The sequence below is a fragment of the uncultured Zhongshania sp. genome, from assembly GCF_963975605.1.
GTDB classification, from domain to species: Bacteria; Pseudomonadota; Gammaproteobacteria; order Pseudomonadales; family Spongiibacteraceae; genus Spongiibacter; species Spongiibacter aquimaris.
Genome location: NZ_CAXBHN010000005.1, coordinates 135,537 through 152,235, shown reverse-complemented (window position 1 = coordinate 152,235; position 16,699 = coordinate 135,537). Strand labels below are relative to the sequence as shown.

General features: G+C 51.8%; 14 protein-coding genes. 7 read left to right on the top strand and 7 right to left on the bottom strand.

From position 1 onward, the window contains the following. Nucleotides 1–471 precede the first annotated feature (471 nt). Nucleotides 472–1,497, bottom strand: coding sequence for an AraC family transcriptional regulator (locus AAC007_RS07175; RefSeq protein ID WP_339675581.1), 1,026 nt, complete (start codon nucleotides 1,495–1,497; stop codon nucleotides 472–474). A gap of 137 nt (nucleotides 1,498–1,634) precedes the next feature. Here AAC007_RS07175 and AAC007_RS07170 point away from each other — a divergent pair, with 137 nt between their 5' ends. The 7 genes from AAC007_RS07170 (at nucleotide 1,635) to AAC007_RS07140 (ending at nucleotide 8,688) form a co-directional block, all read left to right on the top strand. Beyond that, entirely contained in the window at nucleotides 1,635–2,510 is an 876-nt protein-coding gene (locus AAC007_RS07170) for a M24 family metallopeptidase (RefSeq protein WP_339675579.1), read from the top strand. 43 nt (nucleotides 2,511–2,553) lie between these two features. Then, the gene (locus AAC007_RS07165) at nucleotides 2,554–4,218 is read left to right on the top strand and encodes a 3-(methylthio)propionyl-CoA ligase (RefSeq protein ID WP_339675577.1); all 1,665 of its coding nucleotides are present in this window, start codon (nucleotides 2,554–2,556) and stop codon (nucleotides 4,216–4,218) included. 172 nt (nucleotides 4,219–4,390) lie between these two features. Further along, nucleotides 4,391–4,861: a 2,4'-dihydroxyacetophenone dioxygenase family protein gene (locus AAC007_RS07160; RefSeq protein ID WP_339675575.1), complete on the top strand. Its 471-nt coding sequence runs from the start codon at nucleotides 4,391–4,393 to the stop codon at nucleotides 4,859–4,861. A gap of 85 nt (nucleotides 4,862–4,946) precedes the next feature. Next, on the top strand, nucleotides 4,947–6,416 hold the full coding sequence (locus AAC007_RS07155; RefSeq protein ID WP_339675573.1) for an FAD-dependent oxidoreductase: 1,470 nt from the start codon (nucleotides 4,947–4,949) through the stop codon (nucleotides 6,414–6,416). Next, nucleotides 6,413–7,099, top strand: a complete 687-nt coding sequence (locus AAC007_RS07150) for a c-type cytochrome (RefSeq protein ID WP_339675572.1) — start codon at nucleotides 6,413–6,415, stop codon at nucleotides 7,097–7,099. The genes AAC007_RS07155 and AAC007_RS07150 overlap by 4 nt, the downstream gene beginning before the upstream one ends. A gap of 4 nt (nucleotides 7,100–7,103) precedes the next feature. Next, nucleotides 7,104–7,814 carry a hypothetical protein gene (locus AAC007_RS07145; RefSeq protein WP_339675570.1) on the top strand — a complete coding sequence of 237 codons (711 nt, stop codon included), beginning with the start codon at nucleotides 7,104–7,106 and terminating at the stop codon, nucleotides 7,812–7,814. Next, a complete protein-coding gene (locus tag AAC007_RS07140) occupies nucleotides 7,807–8,688 on the top strand; it encodes an alpha/beta hydrolase (RefSeq protein ID WP_339675568.1) in 882 nt (293 codons plus the stop codon). The genes AAC007_RS07145 and AAC007_RS07140 overlap by 8 nt, the downstream gene beginning before the upstream one ends. Nucleotides 8,689–8,948: 260 nt before the next feature. On the opposite strand, the gene glmS is transcribed toward AAC007_RS07140, so the two are convergent. The 6 genes from glmS to atpA all read right to left on the bottom strand — a co-directional run bounded on the left by glmS (nucleotide 8,949) and on the right by atpA (nucleotide 16,679). Beyond that, a complete protein-coding gene (glmS, locus tag AAC007_RS07135; RefSeq protein WP_296436633.1) occupies nucleotides 8,949–10,778 on the bottom strand; it encodes a glutamine--fructose-6-phosphate transaminase (isomerizing) in 1,830 nt (609 codons plus the stop codon). Nucleotides 10,779–10,811: 33 nt separating this feature from the next. After that, nucleotides 10,812–12,182, bottom strand: coding sequence for a bifunctional UDP-N-acetylglucosamine diphosphorylase/glucosamine-1-phosphate N-acetyltransferase GlmU (gene glmU / locus AAC007_RS07130; RefSeq protein WP_339675566.1), 1,371 nt, complete (start codon nucleotides 12,180–12,182; stop codon nucleotides 10,812–10,814). A gap of 115 nt (nucleotides 12,183–12,297) precedes the next feature. Beyond that, entirely contained in the window at nucleotides 12,298–12,723 is a 426-nt protein-coding gene (locus AAC007_RS07125; protein WP_103685058.1) for a F0F1 ATP synthase subunit epsilon, read from the bottom strand. A gap of 38 nt (nucleotides 12,724–12,761) precedes the next feature. Continuing rightward, nucleotides 12,762–14,159 (bottom strand): F0F1 ATP synthase subunit beta, encoded by a 1,398-nt coding sequence (gene atpD / locus AAC007_RS07120; protein WP_295873298.1) that lies wholly within the window; start codon nucleotides 14,157–14,159, stop codon nucleotides 12,762–12,764. 57 nt (nucleotides 14,160–14,216) lie between these two features. After that, entirely contained in the window at nucleotides 14,217–15,083 is an 867-nt protein-coding gene (gene atpG, locus AAC007_RS07115; RefSeq protein ID WP_295873301.1) for a F0F1 ATP synthase subunit gamma, read from the bottom strand. 51 nt (nucleotides 15,084–15,134) lie between these two features. After that, nucleotides 15,135–16,679 carry a F0F1 ATP synthase subunit alpha gene (gene atpA / locus AAC007_RS07110; protein ID WP_339675562.1) on the bottom strand — a complete coding sequence of 515 codons (1,545 nt, stop codon included), beginning with the start codon at nucleotides 16,677–16,679 and terminating at the stop codon, nucleotides 15,135–15,137. Nucleotides 16,680–16,699 lie beyond the last annotated feature (20 nt).

Sequence of the window (16,699 nt, the reverse complement as noted above, 5' to 3'; positions counted from 1 at the left end):
GTATTTTGTTAGACGCCGCTTGCTTCGCTTTACGAAAGTAAGAAATTGCCGAGATAGACGTTTGCCTGAAGGCGAGACCGTCGAACGGTCAGGATGGCCTAGCTGGGTTCTCCAACAAAGCCTAGCGAAACGATTGAAACCACATGAATAAAATCGCCGAAGCAAAATAAGTAGTCAATGGCGTGCCGCTGTGTAATATCACCGATTAATAATTCTTTCTTTTCAGGTTTTGGCAGCTCCTGCGCGATGGCCAAATCCGACCGGAGTGAGGATGCCGTCGCTATCCGCAGCTCGAGGATCCCGCGGTGGTTACTAAACACTACTTCAGCTTTATAGATCGCTAATCAATCGGTGGCTATTCAAACCTTGAATGAATCCCCATCTAACTTAAGGATATAAAGCTGATGTCGGTCTACAACACCGTTGTTAATAAACATACCGCGCTCATGCAAGCAATTTATCAAACCAAACTTAGTTTCCTTGTTTTTGTTGATATTCACTCGGGCTACAGCCGCTCTCACGCTTGAAGGCCCGTGAAAAACTGGCAACTTCGTTATAGCCAAGCTGCAAGGCAATCTGGGATACAGACTGCGTACCAGCCTGCAGCAGTGCGCATGCCTTTTCCTGGCGGATGCGTTTGGATATCTCCAGAAAGCGGCTGCCTTCGCGACTCAATTGCCGATCCAGGGTGCGCGGTGACTGATTCAGCAACTGCGCTAATTCGGCCAGCGAGGGGAAGCCATTGGTGGATTCACGCAGTATCATGGTCACCCACTCGGTCATCTGCCTGGATTCTATAGTGGCCTGAATCAGTTGTTCACAACGCGCCTCGGCCATTTTGAGCGATGCCTTATCCGCCAAAGGCAATGGCCGCGATAGTGCATCATTACTCAGCACCATTCTTGCCCCCGGCCTATCCTCGTAGCCAAAATGAAAAATGGCCGGTTGCAGTTTGCGATAATGCTGAACGTAAGCGGGCTCGGCATAGGACACGTAAATACCGTAGACAGGCATAGCCTCCTGTATGAGCGACTTAATCTGTTCATGGGCGCTCACAACTACCATTTCCAGTAGAAACCGGAGGGCCGGCGTCCCGAGGGATTGAATCGGCTGAAAGATGACTTCGGACGACTTTGGTCCATGCCGGTACTGCATCTCAAAGGCCGGGTTCATTAGCCGGTAATAGCGGGAGGCAATCTGCAGGGCATAATCCAGCGTCGGGCTGGTGAGGATGGCGTAGCCCAGAATTTCGTGACTGCTGAGTTTGACCTGACGCCCCATCAAAAAGCCCAGGTCAGTACGCCCGCTGGCTTTTATCAGCTGGTCAACCAGGGCCTCGAACTGAACAACACTCAGGGTCGCATCCGGCCCGTAAATCTGTGTCGGCCAAATGTCTGCCGCGCGTAAAACAGCCTCAATATCCAAACCGTCCGTCTTGAGCAGATCACAAAGCGACGCGTAGTAACGCGCCGGCATGCGATTGGCATCAGGCTGCATGTCTGTCCCTCAAATCAATCCAGTCCGTAAATATCAACACAAAGTCAGAAAATAACAAGCTCAGAGTTAAGGAAATCCCAACAATAAGCTCATCCATTCACTCGCCCTGGGCGGTCAAGGCGACAACGGTGAGCAACATGAAGATAGATAAATTCGATTTCGACGAACTAGAGGGTTTCAAGACCGCCCAATCCCTAGCCTACGACGTGGTTCGCCAAGTCGGCAATGAACTGCAGACCGGCATCACCGAGCGAGAAGCCTGCAAACGTATCTCCGCGCTGCTCGCCGAACACGGTGTCACTGATATGTTCCATGAGCCATTCGCATGGTTTAGCAGCCGCACCGCGTTCAAGGACATTAAAAAAGACAGCGATTTCCAGGCCACCGACCGGAGTCTGAAAAAAGGCATGGCGGTAATCCTGGACGTCGCCCCCATCTTTGACGGCTACGCCTGCGACATCGCTTACAGCTTCAGCTTCGGCAACAACCCCGATGTCGAAGCCATGCAGAAAGTGTTAATCGAATGCCGCGATTTCATCCTCAAGTCCGTGCGCGCCCGCAAAAGCATGCGCCTGATTTATCGTGAACTGGACGGCCTGATCGCCAGCCGCGGTTTCGTCAACGTGCATCGCCTCTATCCAGAGCGTGTGCTGGCCCATCGCGTTGCGCGTTTTGAGGGATCGCGTTCGCAGCGCTTCCTGCAGCGCTACCGGGTGATGGGCTATGGTCTGCCGGTGTATGTCTGGCTGCTCGGCAAGGCTGCACTGGCAAAAATCATTCCCAGCATCCAGTCGCCACTATGGAACGACGGGGCGGAATCCGACCATGCTCCGCTGCCCGGCGTCTGGGCGGTTGAACCCCATATCGCGACGCCCAATTACTCGGCGGGTGCCAAGTGGGAAGAAATACTCGTAGTCACCGATGAAGAAGCCTTCTGGCTAGATGATGACGTGCCGCATTGCCAGCTAGCTCGAAAGAAGGGTTGGTGGCCCGTCGATGGCGGCATAGGCTAATTGGAGCAAGCAACGTGAGAACTAACTTTATAAGGAAGAAACCATGCAAGGCCAGATGATGAATCAACCGTTGATCGTGTCTTCACTGATCGAACACGCAGAGCGTTTTCACGGCGATACCGAGATCGTATCACGCACAGTGGAAGGACTAAGCGCCGACGACGGCGGCGCGATAAATAATGGCGTTCACCGGTATACCTATGCCGATGCCCATCAGCGTTCCAAGCAGTTAGCCAATGCCCTGCAGACACTCGGCATCCAGACCGGTGATCGAGTTGGTACCCTGGCCTGGAACGGCTATCGTCATTTCGAGCTGTACTACGCCATCTCCGGTATGGGTGCGATTACCCACACCGTCAATCCCCGCCTGTTCCCAGAACAAATCGCCTGGATCGTCAACGACGCCGAAGACCAGATCCTGTTTTTCGATCTGACTTTCGCCCCACTGATTGAGGCTGTTGCCGCCCAATGCCCGAGCGTCAAGCACTGGGTTGCGATGACCGATCGTGAGCACATGCCGGAACTGAACGTTCCGAACCTGCTGTGCTACGAAGACCTGCTGGTCGCCGAGTCGAATGACTTTGCCTGGCCGCAGCTGGATGAAAACAGCGCCTGCGCCCTGTGTTACACCTCCGGCACCACGGGTAATCCGAAGGGGGTTCTGTACTCACATCGCTCTACGCTGCTGCATGCCTTTTCCAGCGCTATGCCGGACTCCATGAACCTGTCGGCCAGCGATGCCGTGCTGCCCGTCGTGCCCATGTTCCACGTCAACGCCTGGGGCATTCCCTATGCCGCGCCCATGGTCGGCGCCAAGCTGGTGTTCCCCGGGGCGGGCATGGACGGGGCCAGCCTGTGCGAGCTGTTCGAGAATGAAGGCGTCACCTTTACCGCTGGTGTACCGACCGTGTGGCTAGGCGTACTGCAACACCTTCTGTCGACCGGCACAAAGCTATCTACAGTCAAACGCATGATCGTGGGCGGTGCAGCCTGCCCACCGGCGCTGATGCAGAGTTTTAAAAACGAATACAGCATCAAGTTGCAGCATGCCTGGGGAATGACCGAGCTGTCGCCGCTGGGGGCGGTTAATACCTTAAAACAGCGGCATCTGACACTCAGCGACGCAGACCGATTCGCGCTGGAAACCAAGCAGGGCCGTCCGCCCTTCGGCATCGATCTGAAAATTGTCGATGGCGATGGCAATGAACTACCGCGCGATGGTCAGGCCGCCGGCGATTTGCTGGTACGCGGCCACTGGGTGGTCAACCAGTACTTCGGCAAGGACGACAGCCCGCTGGAAAACGGCTGGTTTCCCACCGGTGATGTGGCCAACCTTGATCAGGACGGCTTCATGCAAATCACCGACCGCTCCAAGGACGTGATCAAGTCCGGCGGCGAGTGGATCAGTTCCATTGAACTGGAGAACATCGCTATGGGCCACCCAGCCGTGGCCGAGGCCGCCGTCATTGGCGTTAAACACCCCAAGTGGGACGAGCGCCCGCTGATTGCAGTGGTGAAGAAAGCCGATCAGGAAGTGACTCGCGAAGATATCCTCGCGCAGTATCCCGGCAAGGTGGCCAAGTTCTGTATTCCAGACGATGTGGTATTCGTCGACGAAATTCCGCACACCGCCACCGGCAAGGTCAGCAAACTACTGCTACGCGAACAGCTCGGTGCTTACTCTTGGCCGACTGATTTGCAGGCATAGGGGTGATCGCTATGCCACGGGTGTGGAAGTGCGATTAGAAATCTGGAAACGCATGCCGCCTGTATTTCAGGCGGACAACACCGAGGTAAAAATATCAACAGCTTGTCAGAAAATGGCAAGTCTCAGAGCCTAACAGTGTGAATACTGTTCATATTCACACAGGAGACCGAACATGAACTTTGAAAACATTGACACTGGTTGTATTGATCTGGAATCACTGCCCTGGATTCCCTTCACCCCCTACAGTCCTGAGGTGATGCTGAAATACGTCAAATTCAACCCCATCACCGACGAGATGATTGTATTCCTGAAAGCCCCGGGCGACATGGAAATGCCGCGCCACCATCACAGCGGCACGGTCATTGCCTATACTCTGACCGGCAAGTGGAAGTACAAGGAACATGACTGGACCGCGGGCCCAAATACAGTGGTCTACGAAACAGCCTCTTCGGAGCATACACCTGTGGCCCTTAATCAGGGCGAGGTAATAGTGTTTAACGTCATCGTCGGCGATCTGGTTTATCTGGATGACAACAACAACGTCATCGCCATTGAAAATTGGAAAACCGGCATGCAGCGTTACTTGAAGTTCTGCGAAGACAATGGCATCGAGCCGCAAGATCTAACCGCCTTCAACGGCTAATTTATGCGTAACGAGTGCTACCGCGTAGTGGCGGTGGTAGCCGCCGCGTCCAGGAGACCATCATGAAGAAGCTTGGGAGATAGATATGACCGGTCGTGGCAACAACAATAAATTCAGCCGCCGGAATTTTCTACAGGTGGCGGCCGGTGCAACTGCCTTTACCGCCCTGCCAGCAGCAAGAGCCTTTGCCGCAGATGAAAAGGCGACAGGCGCAAGCGATCATGTGGTCGATGTCGCCATCTTGGGTGGTGGACTGGCTGGCCTGACGGCAGCGCGTGATCTGCAACGCGCTGGCTGCGAATCCTTCGTGGTGCTGGAGGCAATGGATCGCGTCGGTGGTCGCACCCTGAATCACGACCTGGGCAATGATCAGTTCTCTGAAGCCGGTGGCCAATGGATCGGGCCCGGCCAGACCGCTATCGCCGATCTGACACGGGAACTGGGCATCGGCACTTTCCCAACGTATTACCAAGGCAAAACCACTTTCATGGCCGGTGACGGACAGGCATCCGTCGATCTGGGCGGCACTTTCGGTACCGACATGAAGATTGCCGCCAAGCTTGATGAGCTGGCCCGCGGTGTCCCTTCCGGCGCGCCCTGGAAAGCGGAGCGTGCTGCCGAATTGGATAAAATGTCGCTGGGCGACTGGCTGGCGCAGCAAGGCTTTTCGCCCGAGGATCGCATAGGCTGGAGCATTTCTTCCTTCCTGACCGGGGGTGTGATGCCGGCCAAGATGGGCTTTTTGCATTTCCTGTCGATGATCAATTCGGCCGACAGCCGCTACGATCGCCTCGACTCCATCAAGGACAGTGCACAGGAAACCCGCATTTCTGGCGGCTCGCAAGTCCTCAGCCTGAAGATGGCCGAAGCGCTGGGAGACAAGGTTCGTACCGCTTCGCCCGTGCGCCGAATTCGCGACTGGGATCAGTCGGTGGTGACGCTCGAGACCGATACTGGCATCGTGCATGCACGGCAAATCATCCTCGCGATGTCGCCAGCGATGTGCCAGCAGATCGACTTTGATCCGGTACTGCCTACACCCCGGCAGGAACTACAACGTCAGTGGCCCGCGCATTCCCCCGCCCGCAAAGTGGCGCACGTGTACAAAAAACCCTTCTGGCGAGACAAAGGGCTAAACGGCCACATCATGCAGGCACAGGGTCCTATTTTCTGGGCCTATGACAATTCTCCTGAAGACGCTTCGACTGGCGTCATCAATGCCTTCGTGGCGCAATCCATGCTGCCTGCCGATCACCAACAGGCAGAAAAAATACTGAGTGAGATCTATGCCCGCGCACTCGGCGAAGAAGCCCTGCATCCAATCCAGTACCACGACCACGACTGGGGGCAGGACCCGTGGATACTCAGCTGCGTATCGGCCATCCCGCCGGGCTTCTGGACGCAGCATGGCGAGGCCCTGCACCCATCGGTCGGACGCTTGATCTGGTCGGGCACGGAAACCGCCGGAATCTGGGCCGGCTATATGGATGGCGCCGTGCGTTCCGGCCACCGCGCCGCATTGCAGGCCCTGAATAATCTGCGGAGGTCCGCATGAAACACCGGAACCTGGGTATGAGCCGCTTGTCCCTGATGGGCCTGATCGTATTGGCAGTGCTAGTCGGTGGCGGCGCGCTACTCGGGCCTGAGCTGCTGGGCTACTACCGCTTTAGCCAAGCGGTGGTCGCCATGAGCGAAGCCGATATCGAACGCGGTGGCGCATGGCCACAACTGCATCAGGCCTGTATGTCCTGTCATGGCAATCAAGGCGACAGCATTAACCAACTTTATCCCGACCTTGCCGGCCAGCCCGCAGCCTATATAGTTGAGCAGATGCAGGCCTTTGCCAGCGGCACACGTGCCAACCCGAATATGTCACCACTCGCGGCCACCCTCAGCAAAGACGAAATCGAACAGCTCGCAGCTTATTTCGCCACACAGCCTGTCGTGGCCAATTCCTCGCTCCAGGCCAATCCTGCCTTGCGCGATGCCGGTAAAGATCTAGTAAAGCAAGGCGGCTGTATCGCCTGCCACGGTCCGAATTTTGCCGGTCAGGGCAGCTTCCCACGACTAGCTGGTCAGGGCTTCGATTACCTCGTCAACCAATTGCAGGCTTATCGCGACGGCAGACGAGCCGACCCATCCGGAACAATGCCAACCATAACGGCTGCTCTGTCGGACACCGACATTGACGCCATCGCGCAGTACCTGGCAAGTCATCCCGTTCAGATTCAGGAATAAAGATATGCAAAATACTAGCAACTACTCTGACGGCCGGCAGTTCACTGCCTGGGCCGCCATCATCGCCGCCATCCAGGCCTGGGCCTGTGCCGGCTTCTACGCTGCGGCGACTGGCGGCGACTTCGGCATGGTTCTGCGGCCGGCTGAATTTCTGGCTCTACCGACGACTGCCATTGACCAGTTCTGGCTAGCCATGATCCTCGACTGCCTCGGTTTTTATCTGCCGTTCCTGATCATCGGTGCCTACTTCTGGGCACGTCTACGCCCTGATCATGGCGTACCCATGGACATGGCCCTGCTGTGCATCGTGGTCTACGTCATCCTCGGCACCGCCGGTGCCGGCATCCAGTTTTCTACCCTGCATCCATTGGTCGTGGCGCACGCCGCGGGCGATTCAATGTCTCAGGCCGCTAGCGAAAAAGCCTGGCTGGCTATAAGCCATGCGGCCCAGGGGCTCTGGAAGCTGGAAGGTCCCGTCATGGGCCTGTGGGGCGTAGTGGTCGGGAGAGCCATCCACCGCTCTGGCATGCCTTTTGGTCGGCTACTGATGTTCGTTGGCCTGTGCTATGCAACCGCCTTCGTGACCAGCGTGCTCGGCCTCACTGTTGTATTCGAACTTGTTCAACTCATTTTCATTCTTTTATTGCCGTTATGGGCCCTGCTCACAGGCATTCACCTGTTACGTAATCCTTCTATCGGAGTTACTCATGAATAAGAACACCAACAATACTATTGTCGCCACCTCATTTCCGAGCAAGGAAATATCCCTCAATGGCATCAACTACCATGTAATCGATGCTGGCGCAGGCGATAACGTCGTGCTGCTGCTGCACGGCCAACCAGACACTGCCAGTGTCTGGCGCTATCAGATAGACGCCCTGGTGAAGGCCGGCTACCGTGTTATCGCACCCGACATGATCGGCTATGGACAGACTGACAAACCACAGGAAACCGCACGTTATCAGGGCGAACTGATCATTGGCGACATGGTCGCCCTGCTGGACGCACTCGAATTGAAGCAGGTCGATGTCATCGGCCATGACTGGGGCGCTTTTGTCAGCTGGGAGCTAGTGCTAAACCTACCAGAACGCTTCCGGCGACATGTCGCTGTTTCCGTCGGCCACCCCGATCGCATGATGAGCATGTCCGGCCCGGAAGAGGTCAAGGAAAGCTGGTACATGTACCTGAACGGCCAGCCCGATACCGCCAGTCTCTACGCGGCCAAAGACGGCGAGTTCTTCAAGCACTTCATTATTCCGACCCATCCAGAAATCGATGAAGTGTGGTCACGCATGCAGAATCCCAGCGCCCTCAACGGCATGCTGAACTGGGATCGGGCCAATCAGATGTCTTCTTTTTATCTGGCCATGGTCTCCGGCGAATCCGAACCGCGTAAAGGCCAAGTTCCAACATTAGGGATTTGGAGTAGCGGCGACACTTACCTATGGGAAGACCAGATCAAAACCAGCGGCGCACTCATGGATGCCGATTGGCGCTATGAACGCATCGAAGGTGGCTCGCACTGGGTGATGCTCGATCGTGCACAGGAAGTGAACGCGCTGATCCTAGACTGGTTAGAAAATAACTAGCATCAATAAATATGGCGCGAGTAGTGAACAGCGCCATTTCTTTTCTGGTGACCGCATACGCATCATTTCAGAAAGCTCGAGGAGAAAGAAGATGTCAGCCTTAGTTAACGATCCACAATCCCTACAAATCAACATATGATTGACCAAGCGTTAAAAATATAGGACAGCCTATATTGCTACTAAATGGCAATCAGACAGTTTATATTGGCAATGGACAGTCCATATTGTTCTTTATCATCAGTCGCTTCTTATTTTGTACGTTATTCCACTGTTACAGATTTAGCCAAATTCCGAGGCTGATCGACATCTGTACCTTTGAGAATTGCCACATGATAAGACAATAATTGCAAAGGAATGGTATAGATTATCGGCGCGATAACATCGTTAACATGGGGAAGCTCAATAATATTCATGCCCTTAGCGGCTTTGAAACCAGCTGCTTTATCACTGAACACAAATAATTGACCACCGCGCGCTTGAACTTCTTCAATATTAGATTTTAATTTTTCTAATAACTCATCATTTGGTGCTACCGCAATAACCGGCATATCTGCATCAACCAGCGCTAACGGGCCATGTTTAAGTTCCCCAGCCGGATAGCTTTCTGCGTGGATATAAGATATTTCTTTTAATTTCAATGCGCCTTCCATTGCAACAGGCCATTGCGCGCCTCGCCCCAAGAAAAGCGCGTGATGTTTTTCTGCGAAGGCATTAGACATTTTTTTAATATCTAAATTTAATTCTAAGGTCTCAGCTAAAAGATCCGGGAGCGCATTCAGCGCTGCCACAATGTCTTCTTCTTGCTCACTACTCATATCGTGATGGCGGCCAAGCGCTACCGTTAAAAACAAAAGTGCGACTAACTGTGTTGTAAATGCCTTTGTGGAAGCAACGCCAATTTCTGGGCCGGCCTCTGTCATTAGGTATAAATCTGACTCTCTAACTAAAGAGCTTTGAGCAACATTGCATACGGTAAGTGATGCTGAATAGCCCAGCGTTTTAGCAAGCCTTAGTGCGGCTAATGTATCTGCGGTTTCACCTGATTGAGAGATAGTAATAAACAGCGTATTGTCTTGAACTTTAAATTTCCGGTAGCGAAATTCACTAGCAACTTCAACACGACAAGGCACGCCCGCTAAACCTTCTATCCAATATTTAGCAACCATACCTGCATGATAACTCGTGCCGCAGGCCACTATCTGTACGGAGGAAATATTCTGTAATATCTCACCCGCATGTGAGCCCATTGCTTCAACAAGTATTTTTTTGCTACCCAATCTGCCTGCTAAAGACCGGCGTATCACGGAGGGCTGCTCGTAAATTTCCTTGAGCATGAAGTGCCGATAGTGGCCCTTATCCACCGATTCCGCGGCCGCATCGATTTGTGTTATATCGCGAGAAACTGGCGTAAATTCAGCGTTAAAAATAGAGTATTGTTCCGGCGTGATTTCAGCTACATCGCCCTCTTCTAAATACACAAAACGGTCGGTTACCTGACGTAAGGCAAGCTGGTCAGAGGCAATAAAATTCTCGCCAATACCAATGCCGATGACTAAAGGACTACCCTTGCGGGCGCAAATAATTTTTTCTGGTTCACTAGAGTGAATAACCGCTAGTCCGTAGGCCCCGTGTAAATCAGCAATCGCTAACTTAAGCGCCTCCATCAAGTTCTGCGTTGTTTGATAGTAATGGTGTATTAGGTGAACAATGGTCTCGGTGTCGGTTTGGGATACAAATACGTAATCCAACTTTTGCAGACGGATTTTAAGTTCAGCATGGTTTTCAATAATGCCGTTGTGAACTAGTGCAATGTTACCTGAGACATGGGGATGGGCGTTTTCTTCCGACGGTTGGCCGTGGGTAGCCCAGCGAGTATGAGCAATACCCACGCGACCGTGCAAAGGGCTTTCGGAGAGCTCGTCGGAAAGTATTTCAACTTTGCCAACCCGCTTACGATTTTGTATCTGGCCACTGGGATCGATAATCGCCATGCCAGCTGAATCGTAGCCGCGATATTCTAGGCGTCGCAAACCTTCTAATAAGATACCTGAAACTTCGCGCTGCGCTACTGCACCTACAATGCCACACATGTGTCGTTCCCTTTTTAAATTCTGTTTTTGCAGTTAATCACGGGGCTTTTTTTCTGGCCGTTTCCACCCAGTGATATTACGCTGCTTAGCGCGCGCTACCGCTAATTCACCATCGGCAATATTGCCAGTAATGGTTGATCCGGCGCCAATGGTTGCGCCCTTGCCCACCTTAACCGGCGCTACAAGTGCGGTGTTTGACCCCACAAAAGTGTTATCTGCAATTTCGGTTTTAAATTTATTAACGCCATCGTAGTTACAGGTAATCGTTCCTGCACCCACATTAACATCGCGTCCTATTTCGGCATCACCGATATAACTTAAATGACTCACTTTACTTGCGCGGCCAATGTTTGCTCTTTTCGTTTCTACAAAATTGCCAATTTTAACTTCTTCGGCCAATACCGTACCTGGCCTCAAACGTGCAAAGGGTCCAATCGTGCAGGATGCGGCTAAGCTTGCACCTTCAATAACAGAGTTAGATTTAATTTCACAGTTCGCAGCAATGTTTGAATCAATAATATGGCAATTTGGGCCAATGCTTACGCCGTCGCCCAACACAACGTCACCTTCGAAAACGCAATTCACATCAATAAAAACATCTTCGCCAGTTTGTAAATTACCACGGATATCTATTCGTGTAGCATCGGCTAAGCTAGCACCTTGAACCATTAGCGCTTCAGCAAGATGCCCTTGGTAATAGCGCTCAAGTAATTGCAGTTGTGAGCGGGTATTAGCGCCCTGCACTTCCATGGGATGTGCCGCGTGACTTACTTTAATGGCAACGCTATCGGCGACAGCCATGGCGACAATATCGGTTAAATAATATTCGCCCTGAGCATTATTTGACTTAAGCCTTGGCAGCCATTGATTTAGCTTCTTAGCGCTTACCGACATAATCCCGGTGTTTACTTCTTTTACTAATAGCTGTTCTGGCGTCGCGTCTTTTTGTTCGACAATCGCAATAACATTATTATTACCGTCGCGAATAATACGGCCATAGCCCGTTGGCTTGTCTAAATACACGGTAAGCAGCGCAAGGGTGTCGGCGCAGGCGGTCTCAAGCAATGCATCGAGGGTTTGCGACGAAATAAGCGGCACGTCACCATAGAGAATAAGAACGCGGCTATCCTCCGGGATGACTGGCAACGCTTGGGCTACAGCGTGGCCGGTACCTTTTTGTTCCGCTTGCAGAGACCATTTTATATTTTGTCCGGCGAGACTTTCTTTAACCAAATCAGCGCCATGACCGATCACAATATGGCTTCTATCGGCGCCAATTTTTTCGGCGACGTCGACAACGTGCCTCAGCATGCTCTTACCGGCAATTTCATGCAGCACTTTAGGGATCTTGGAGCGCATTCGGCTGCCCTGACCTGCGGCCAGAATCACTACGTCTAGTGTCATTATTTAACCTTTTGCTGTTGCGCGCGTTTACCGATAAAAGGATATAGCAGGAGATAGTAACGGAAACAAAAAAGGGCGGCCAGAGCCGCCCTTTTTCTAATACGGTTAAACCGTACTATTTACTTAGTGACTTACGAATTTGCTGCAAAGTCCGAAGCTGAGCCGATGCTGCCGCTAACTGCGCTGCTGCACGGGAGTAATCAACATCTGCACTTTGATTCAACATCGCTTGTTGAGCGTGTTTCTGCGCCTCTAGTGCCGCTGCCTCGTCGAGGTCGCCAGCACGCATAGCCGTATCTGCAAGAATACTCACCACATTGGGTTGTACTTCCAGAAAACCGCCAGACACGTAGAAAATAATCTCTTCGCCGTTGTCTTGTACGATACGTACCGGACCTGGTTCCAAGGATGTTAGCAACGGCGCGTGACCATAAGTCACACCCAGGTCACCCTGAGTACCGTTTGCAACAATCAGCTTGGCACGGCCAGAGAACAACTCTGCTTCTGCACTCACGATGTCACAATGAATAGTCATAGCCATATTTTCGCCTCTCAGGCATAAAGCTCGCTAGTGCGAGCTTACAGTTTAGCCGCTTTCTCGATTGCTTCGTCGATGGTACCAACCATGTAGAAAGCCTGCTCAGGAAGGTGATCGTAATCACCACCGAGAATGCCTTTAAAGCCAGCAATAGTATCTTTCAGAGATACATACTTTCCTGGGCTGCCGGTGAAGATTTCAGCAACGTGGAAAGGCTGTGACAAGAAACGCTCAATTTTACGTGCGCGTTCTACAGTTGTTTTGTCTTCTTCAGACAATTCGTCCATACCAAGGATCGCGATGATGTCTTTCAGCTCTTTATAGCGCTGCAATACCATCTGTACACCGCGGGCAACTTCATAGTGCTCTGCACCAACAATCAGCGGATCGAGCTGACGTGAGGTGGAGTCCAGAGGATCTACCGCAGGGTAAATACCTTTAGAAGCGATGTCCCGGCTCAAAGTAACGGTTGAGTCAAGGTGAGCAAACGTGGTTGCTGGTGAAGGGTCAGTCAAGTCATCCGCCGGTACGTATACCGCCTGAATAGATGTGATAGAACCTGTCTTCGTGGAGGTAATACGCTCCTGAAGTGCACCCATCTCTTCTGCCAGTGTTGGCTGGTAACCTACCGCTGAAGGCATACGGCCTAACAGTGCAGATACTTCTGTACCAGCCAAGGTGTAACGGTAGATGTTGTCAACGAACAACAGTACGTCACGACCTTCGTCACGGAATTTTTCAGCCATGGTCAAACCAGTCAGTGCTACACGCAGACGGTTGCCCGGTGGCTCGTTCATCTGGCCGTAAACCATTGCTACTTTTGATTTGCTGAAGTCTTGAACGTTAACAACGCCAGATTCCTGCATTTCGTGGTAGAAGTCGTTACCTTCACGGGTACGCTCACCAACACCGGCAAATACAGACAGACCGCTGTGCTCAGATGCGATGTTGTTGATCAATTCCATCATGTTGACGGTTTTACCAACACCCGCACCACCGAATAGACCAACTTTACCGCCCTTAGCGAATGGGCAAACCAAGTCGATAACCTTAATACCAGTTTCGAGTAGGTCAGAAGACGCCGCTAATTCTTCGTAAGCAGGCGCTTTACGGTGAATAGGCATACGCTCTTTTTCACCGATGGGGCCACATTCGTCAATTGGGTTGCCCAACACGTCCATGATCCGACCCAGGGTTTCGATGCCCACGGGTACCATGATCTTTTCTTTAGTGTTGTTTACGTTAAGGCCACGACGCAATCCTTCAGAAGAACCGAGGGCGATGGTACGAACTACGCCGTCTCCTAATTGCTGTTGCACTTCCAGGGTCAGACCGCTGTCAGCAACCAACAGTGCATCATAGACCTGTGGTACCGCATCGCGTGGAAATTCCACGTCGATAACGGCGCCGATAACTTGTACGATACGTCCGCTACTCATGTCCGGTTCCTCTTCAAAACCTTAAATAATCAAATTCTGTTTCAGTGGTGAAAAATCTTACGACGCTACCGCCGCTGCACCACTCACGATTTCCGACAGTTCCTGGGTAATCGCCGCCTGACGTGCTTTGTTATAAACCAGCTGCAGACCGTCGATAATATCGCCGGCATTGTCTGTCGCGTTCTTCATCGCGATCATTCGAGCTGCCTGTTCACAAGCACCGTTCTCAACCACTGTCTGGTAAACCTGTGACTCAACATAACGAGTCAGTAAGCCTTCCAGTAATTCTTCAGGGCTGGGCTCGTAAATATAATCCCAGTGGTGTTTTAAGCTGTCGTCTTGCTCTGCTTCCAGAGGCAGTAGCTGGTTTACAAATGGGTTTTGAGTCATGGTGTTCACAAACTCATTACCAACCAGATACAGGCGATCTATTTTGCCTTCGCCGTAAGCGTCGAGCATAACTTTTACACTGCCAATCAAATCAGCAACGCTGGGTGCTTCACCCATATCTTTTGCCGCTGCAACAACGTTGCCACCATAGCTCTTGAAGAATGCACCGGCTTTACTCCCGATTAAGCACAAATCAATTTCTACGTTCTTTTCTGACCAGCCCTGCATTGCTTTGATGGCTTTTTTGAATACATTGGTATTCAAACCACCGCACAAGCCGCGGTCAGTAGAGACAATGACATAACCGACGCGTTTAACTTCCCGCTCAGTCATATACTGATGACGGTACTCTGGATTTGCATTGGCGATATGACCCACCACAGCGCGCATGCGCTGAGCGTAGGGTTTACCCAATTCCATGCGATCTTGAGCTTTACGCATTTTACTCGCCGCAACCATTTCCATGGCGCTAGTGATTTTTTGCGTGCTCTTGATGCTGGATATCTGGGTGCGTATCTCTTTTGCACCTGCCATGATTCAACAATCCTCAAGCAGAAAAGCTGCGCTTGCGCGCAGCTTAACGTCTTACCAAGTCTGAGTTGCCTTGAACTTTTCAACGAGTTCTTTGAACTTGCCTTCCAGTTCTGCGTTCCAGTTACCGCTGTCGTTGATTTCTTTCATTACCGCAGCGTATTCACTGTTGGCGAAAGATAAAATTGCTGATTCAAAATCTAGAATCTTAGCAACTTCAACGTTTTTCAGATGGCCTTCGTTGGCGCAGTACAAAGACAGACCCATTTCAGCAATGCTGAGGGGGCTGTACTGTTTCTGCTTCATCAATTCGGTAACGCGCTCACCTTGTGACAACTGAGCTTTGGTCGCTTCATCTAGATCAGAAGCAAACTGCGAGAACGCCGCCAATTCACGGTACTGAGCCAATGCGGTACGAATACCACCAGACAATTTCTTAATAATCTTTGTCTGTGCTGCACCACCAACCCGCGAAACCGAAATACCTGCGTTCATCGCAGGACGAATGCCTGAGTTGAACATATCGGTTTCAACGAAGATCTGACCGTCGGTGATAGAGATGACGTTGGTCGGTACGAAAGCCGATACGTCACCCGCTTGGGTTTCGATAACTGGCAGAGCCGTTAATGAACCTGTTTTACCTTTTACTTCACCGTTGGTGAACTTCTCTACGTAATCCTCTGAAACGCGGGCTGCGCGCTCAAGCAAACGAGAGTGGAGGTAAAAAACGTCGCCGGGATAAGCTTCACGACCCGGTGGACGACGCAATAACAGGGAGATTTGACGGTAGGCCCAAGCCTGCTTGGTCAAATCATCATAAATGATCAGTGCGTCTTCGCCGCGATCGCGGTAGTACTCACCAATGGTGCAACCAGTGAACGGTGCAATGAACTGCATAGATGCTGGATCAGAAGCCGTCGCCGCAACAACCACGGTGTGGTCCATAGCGCCGTGCTCTTCTAATTTACGCACTACTGCCGCAATAGAAGAAGCTTTCTGACCGATAGCGACGTACACACATTTAATACCAGACGATTTCTGGTTAATGATAGCGTCGACAGCAATTGCTGTTTTACCGATTTGGCGGTCACCGATGATCAGCTCACGCTGGCCACGACCGATTGGTACCATCGCATCAACGGCTTTAAGACCGATCTGCACTGGCTGGTCTACCGATTTACGCCAAATTACGCCGGGAGCAACTTTTTCAATTGCGTCGGTCAATTTTGCGTTGATAGGACCTTTACCGTCGATTGGATTACCCAGTGCGTCAACAACGCGACCTTGTAATTCAGGACCAACCGGTACTTCTAAGATACGACCTGTACATTTACAGGTTTGACCTTCGGCAATTCCTAAGTAGTCACCTAGTACTACGGCACCTACAGAATCGCGCTCAAGGTTAAGGGCCATACCAAAACGGCCACCTTCAAACTCGATCATTTCACCGTACATCACCTCGGTTAAACCGTGGATACGTACGATACCGTCAGATACGGATACTACCGTGCCCTCATTCTGGGCTTGAGCAGACACATCTAATTTATCGATGCGCTGTTTGATAATATCGCTAATCTCGGATGGATTCAGTTGCTGCATGCTCTGTTCCTCAATCCTAT

Excerpts from the sequence above, each read along its gene's own strand:
- AAC007_RS07175 (WP_339675581.1), bottom strand. The coding sequence starts at position 1,497 with ATGCAGCCTGATGCCAATCGCATGCCGGCGCGTTACTACGCGTCGCTT.
- AAC007_RS07170 (WP_339675579.1), top strand. The coding sequence starts at position 1,635 with ATGAAGATAGATAAATTCGATTTCGACGAACTAGAGGGTTTCAAGACC.
- AAC007_RS07165 (WP_339675577.1), top strand. The coding sequence starts at position 2,554 with ATGCAAGGCCAGATGATGAATCAACCGTTGATCGTGTCTTCACTGATC.
- AAC007_RS07160 (WP_339675575.1), top strand. The coding sequence starts at position 4,391 with ATGAACTTTGAAAACATTGACACTGGTTGTATTGATCTGGAATCACTG.
- AAC007_RS07155 (WP_339675573.1), top strand. The coding sequence starts at position 4,947 with ATGACCGGTCGTGGCAACAACAATAAATTCAGCCGCCGGAATTTTCTA.
- AAC007_RS07150 (WP_339675572.1), top strand. The coding sequence starts at position 6,413 with ATGAAACACCGGAACCTGGGTATGAGCCGCTTGTCCCTGATGGGCCTG.
- AAC007_RS07145 (WP_339675570.1), top strand. The coding sequence starts at position 7,104 with ATGCAAAATACTAGCAACTACTCTGACGGCCGGCAGTTCACTGCCTGG.
- AAC007_RS07140 (WP_339675568.1), top strand. The coding sequence starts at position 7,807 with ATGAATAAGAACACCAACAATACTATTGTCGCCACCTCATTTCCGAGC.
- glmS (WP_296436633.1), bottom strand. The coding sequence starts at position 10,778 with ATGTGTGGCATTGTAGGTGCAGTAGCGCAGCGCGAAGTTTCAGGTATC.
- glmU (WP_339675566.1), bottom strand. The coding sequence starts at position 12,182 with ATGACACTAGACGTAGTGATTCTGGCCGCAGGTCAGGGCAGCCGAATG.
- AAC007_RS07125 (WP_103685058.1), bottom strand. The coding sequence starts at position 12,723 with ATGGCTATGACTATTCATTGTGACATCGTGAGTGCAGAAGCAGAGTTG.
- atpD (WP_295873298.1), bottom strand. The coding sequence starts at position 14,159 with ATGAGTAGCGGACGTATCGTACAAGTTATCGGCGCCGTTATCGACGTG.
- atpG (WP_295873301.1), bottom strand. The coding sequence starts at position 15,083 with ATGGCAGGTGCAAAAGAGATACGCACCCAGATATCCAGCATCAAGAGC.
- atpA (WP_339675562.1), bottom strand. The coding sequence starts at position 16,679 with ATGCAGCAACTGAATCCATCCGAGATTAGCGATATTATCAAACAGCGC.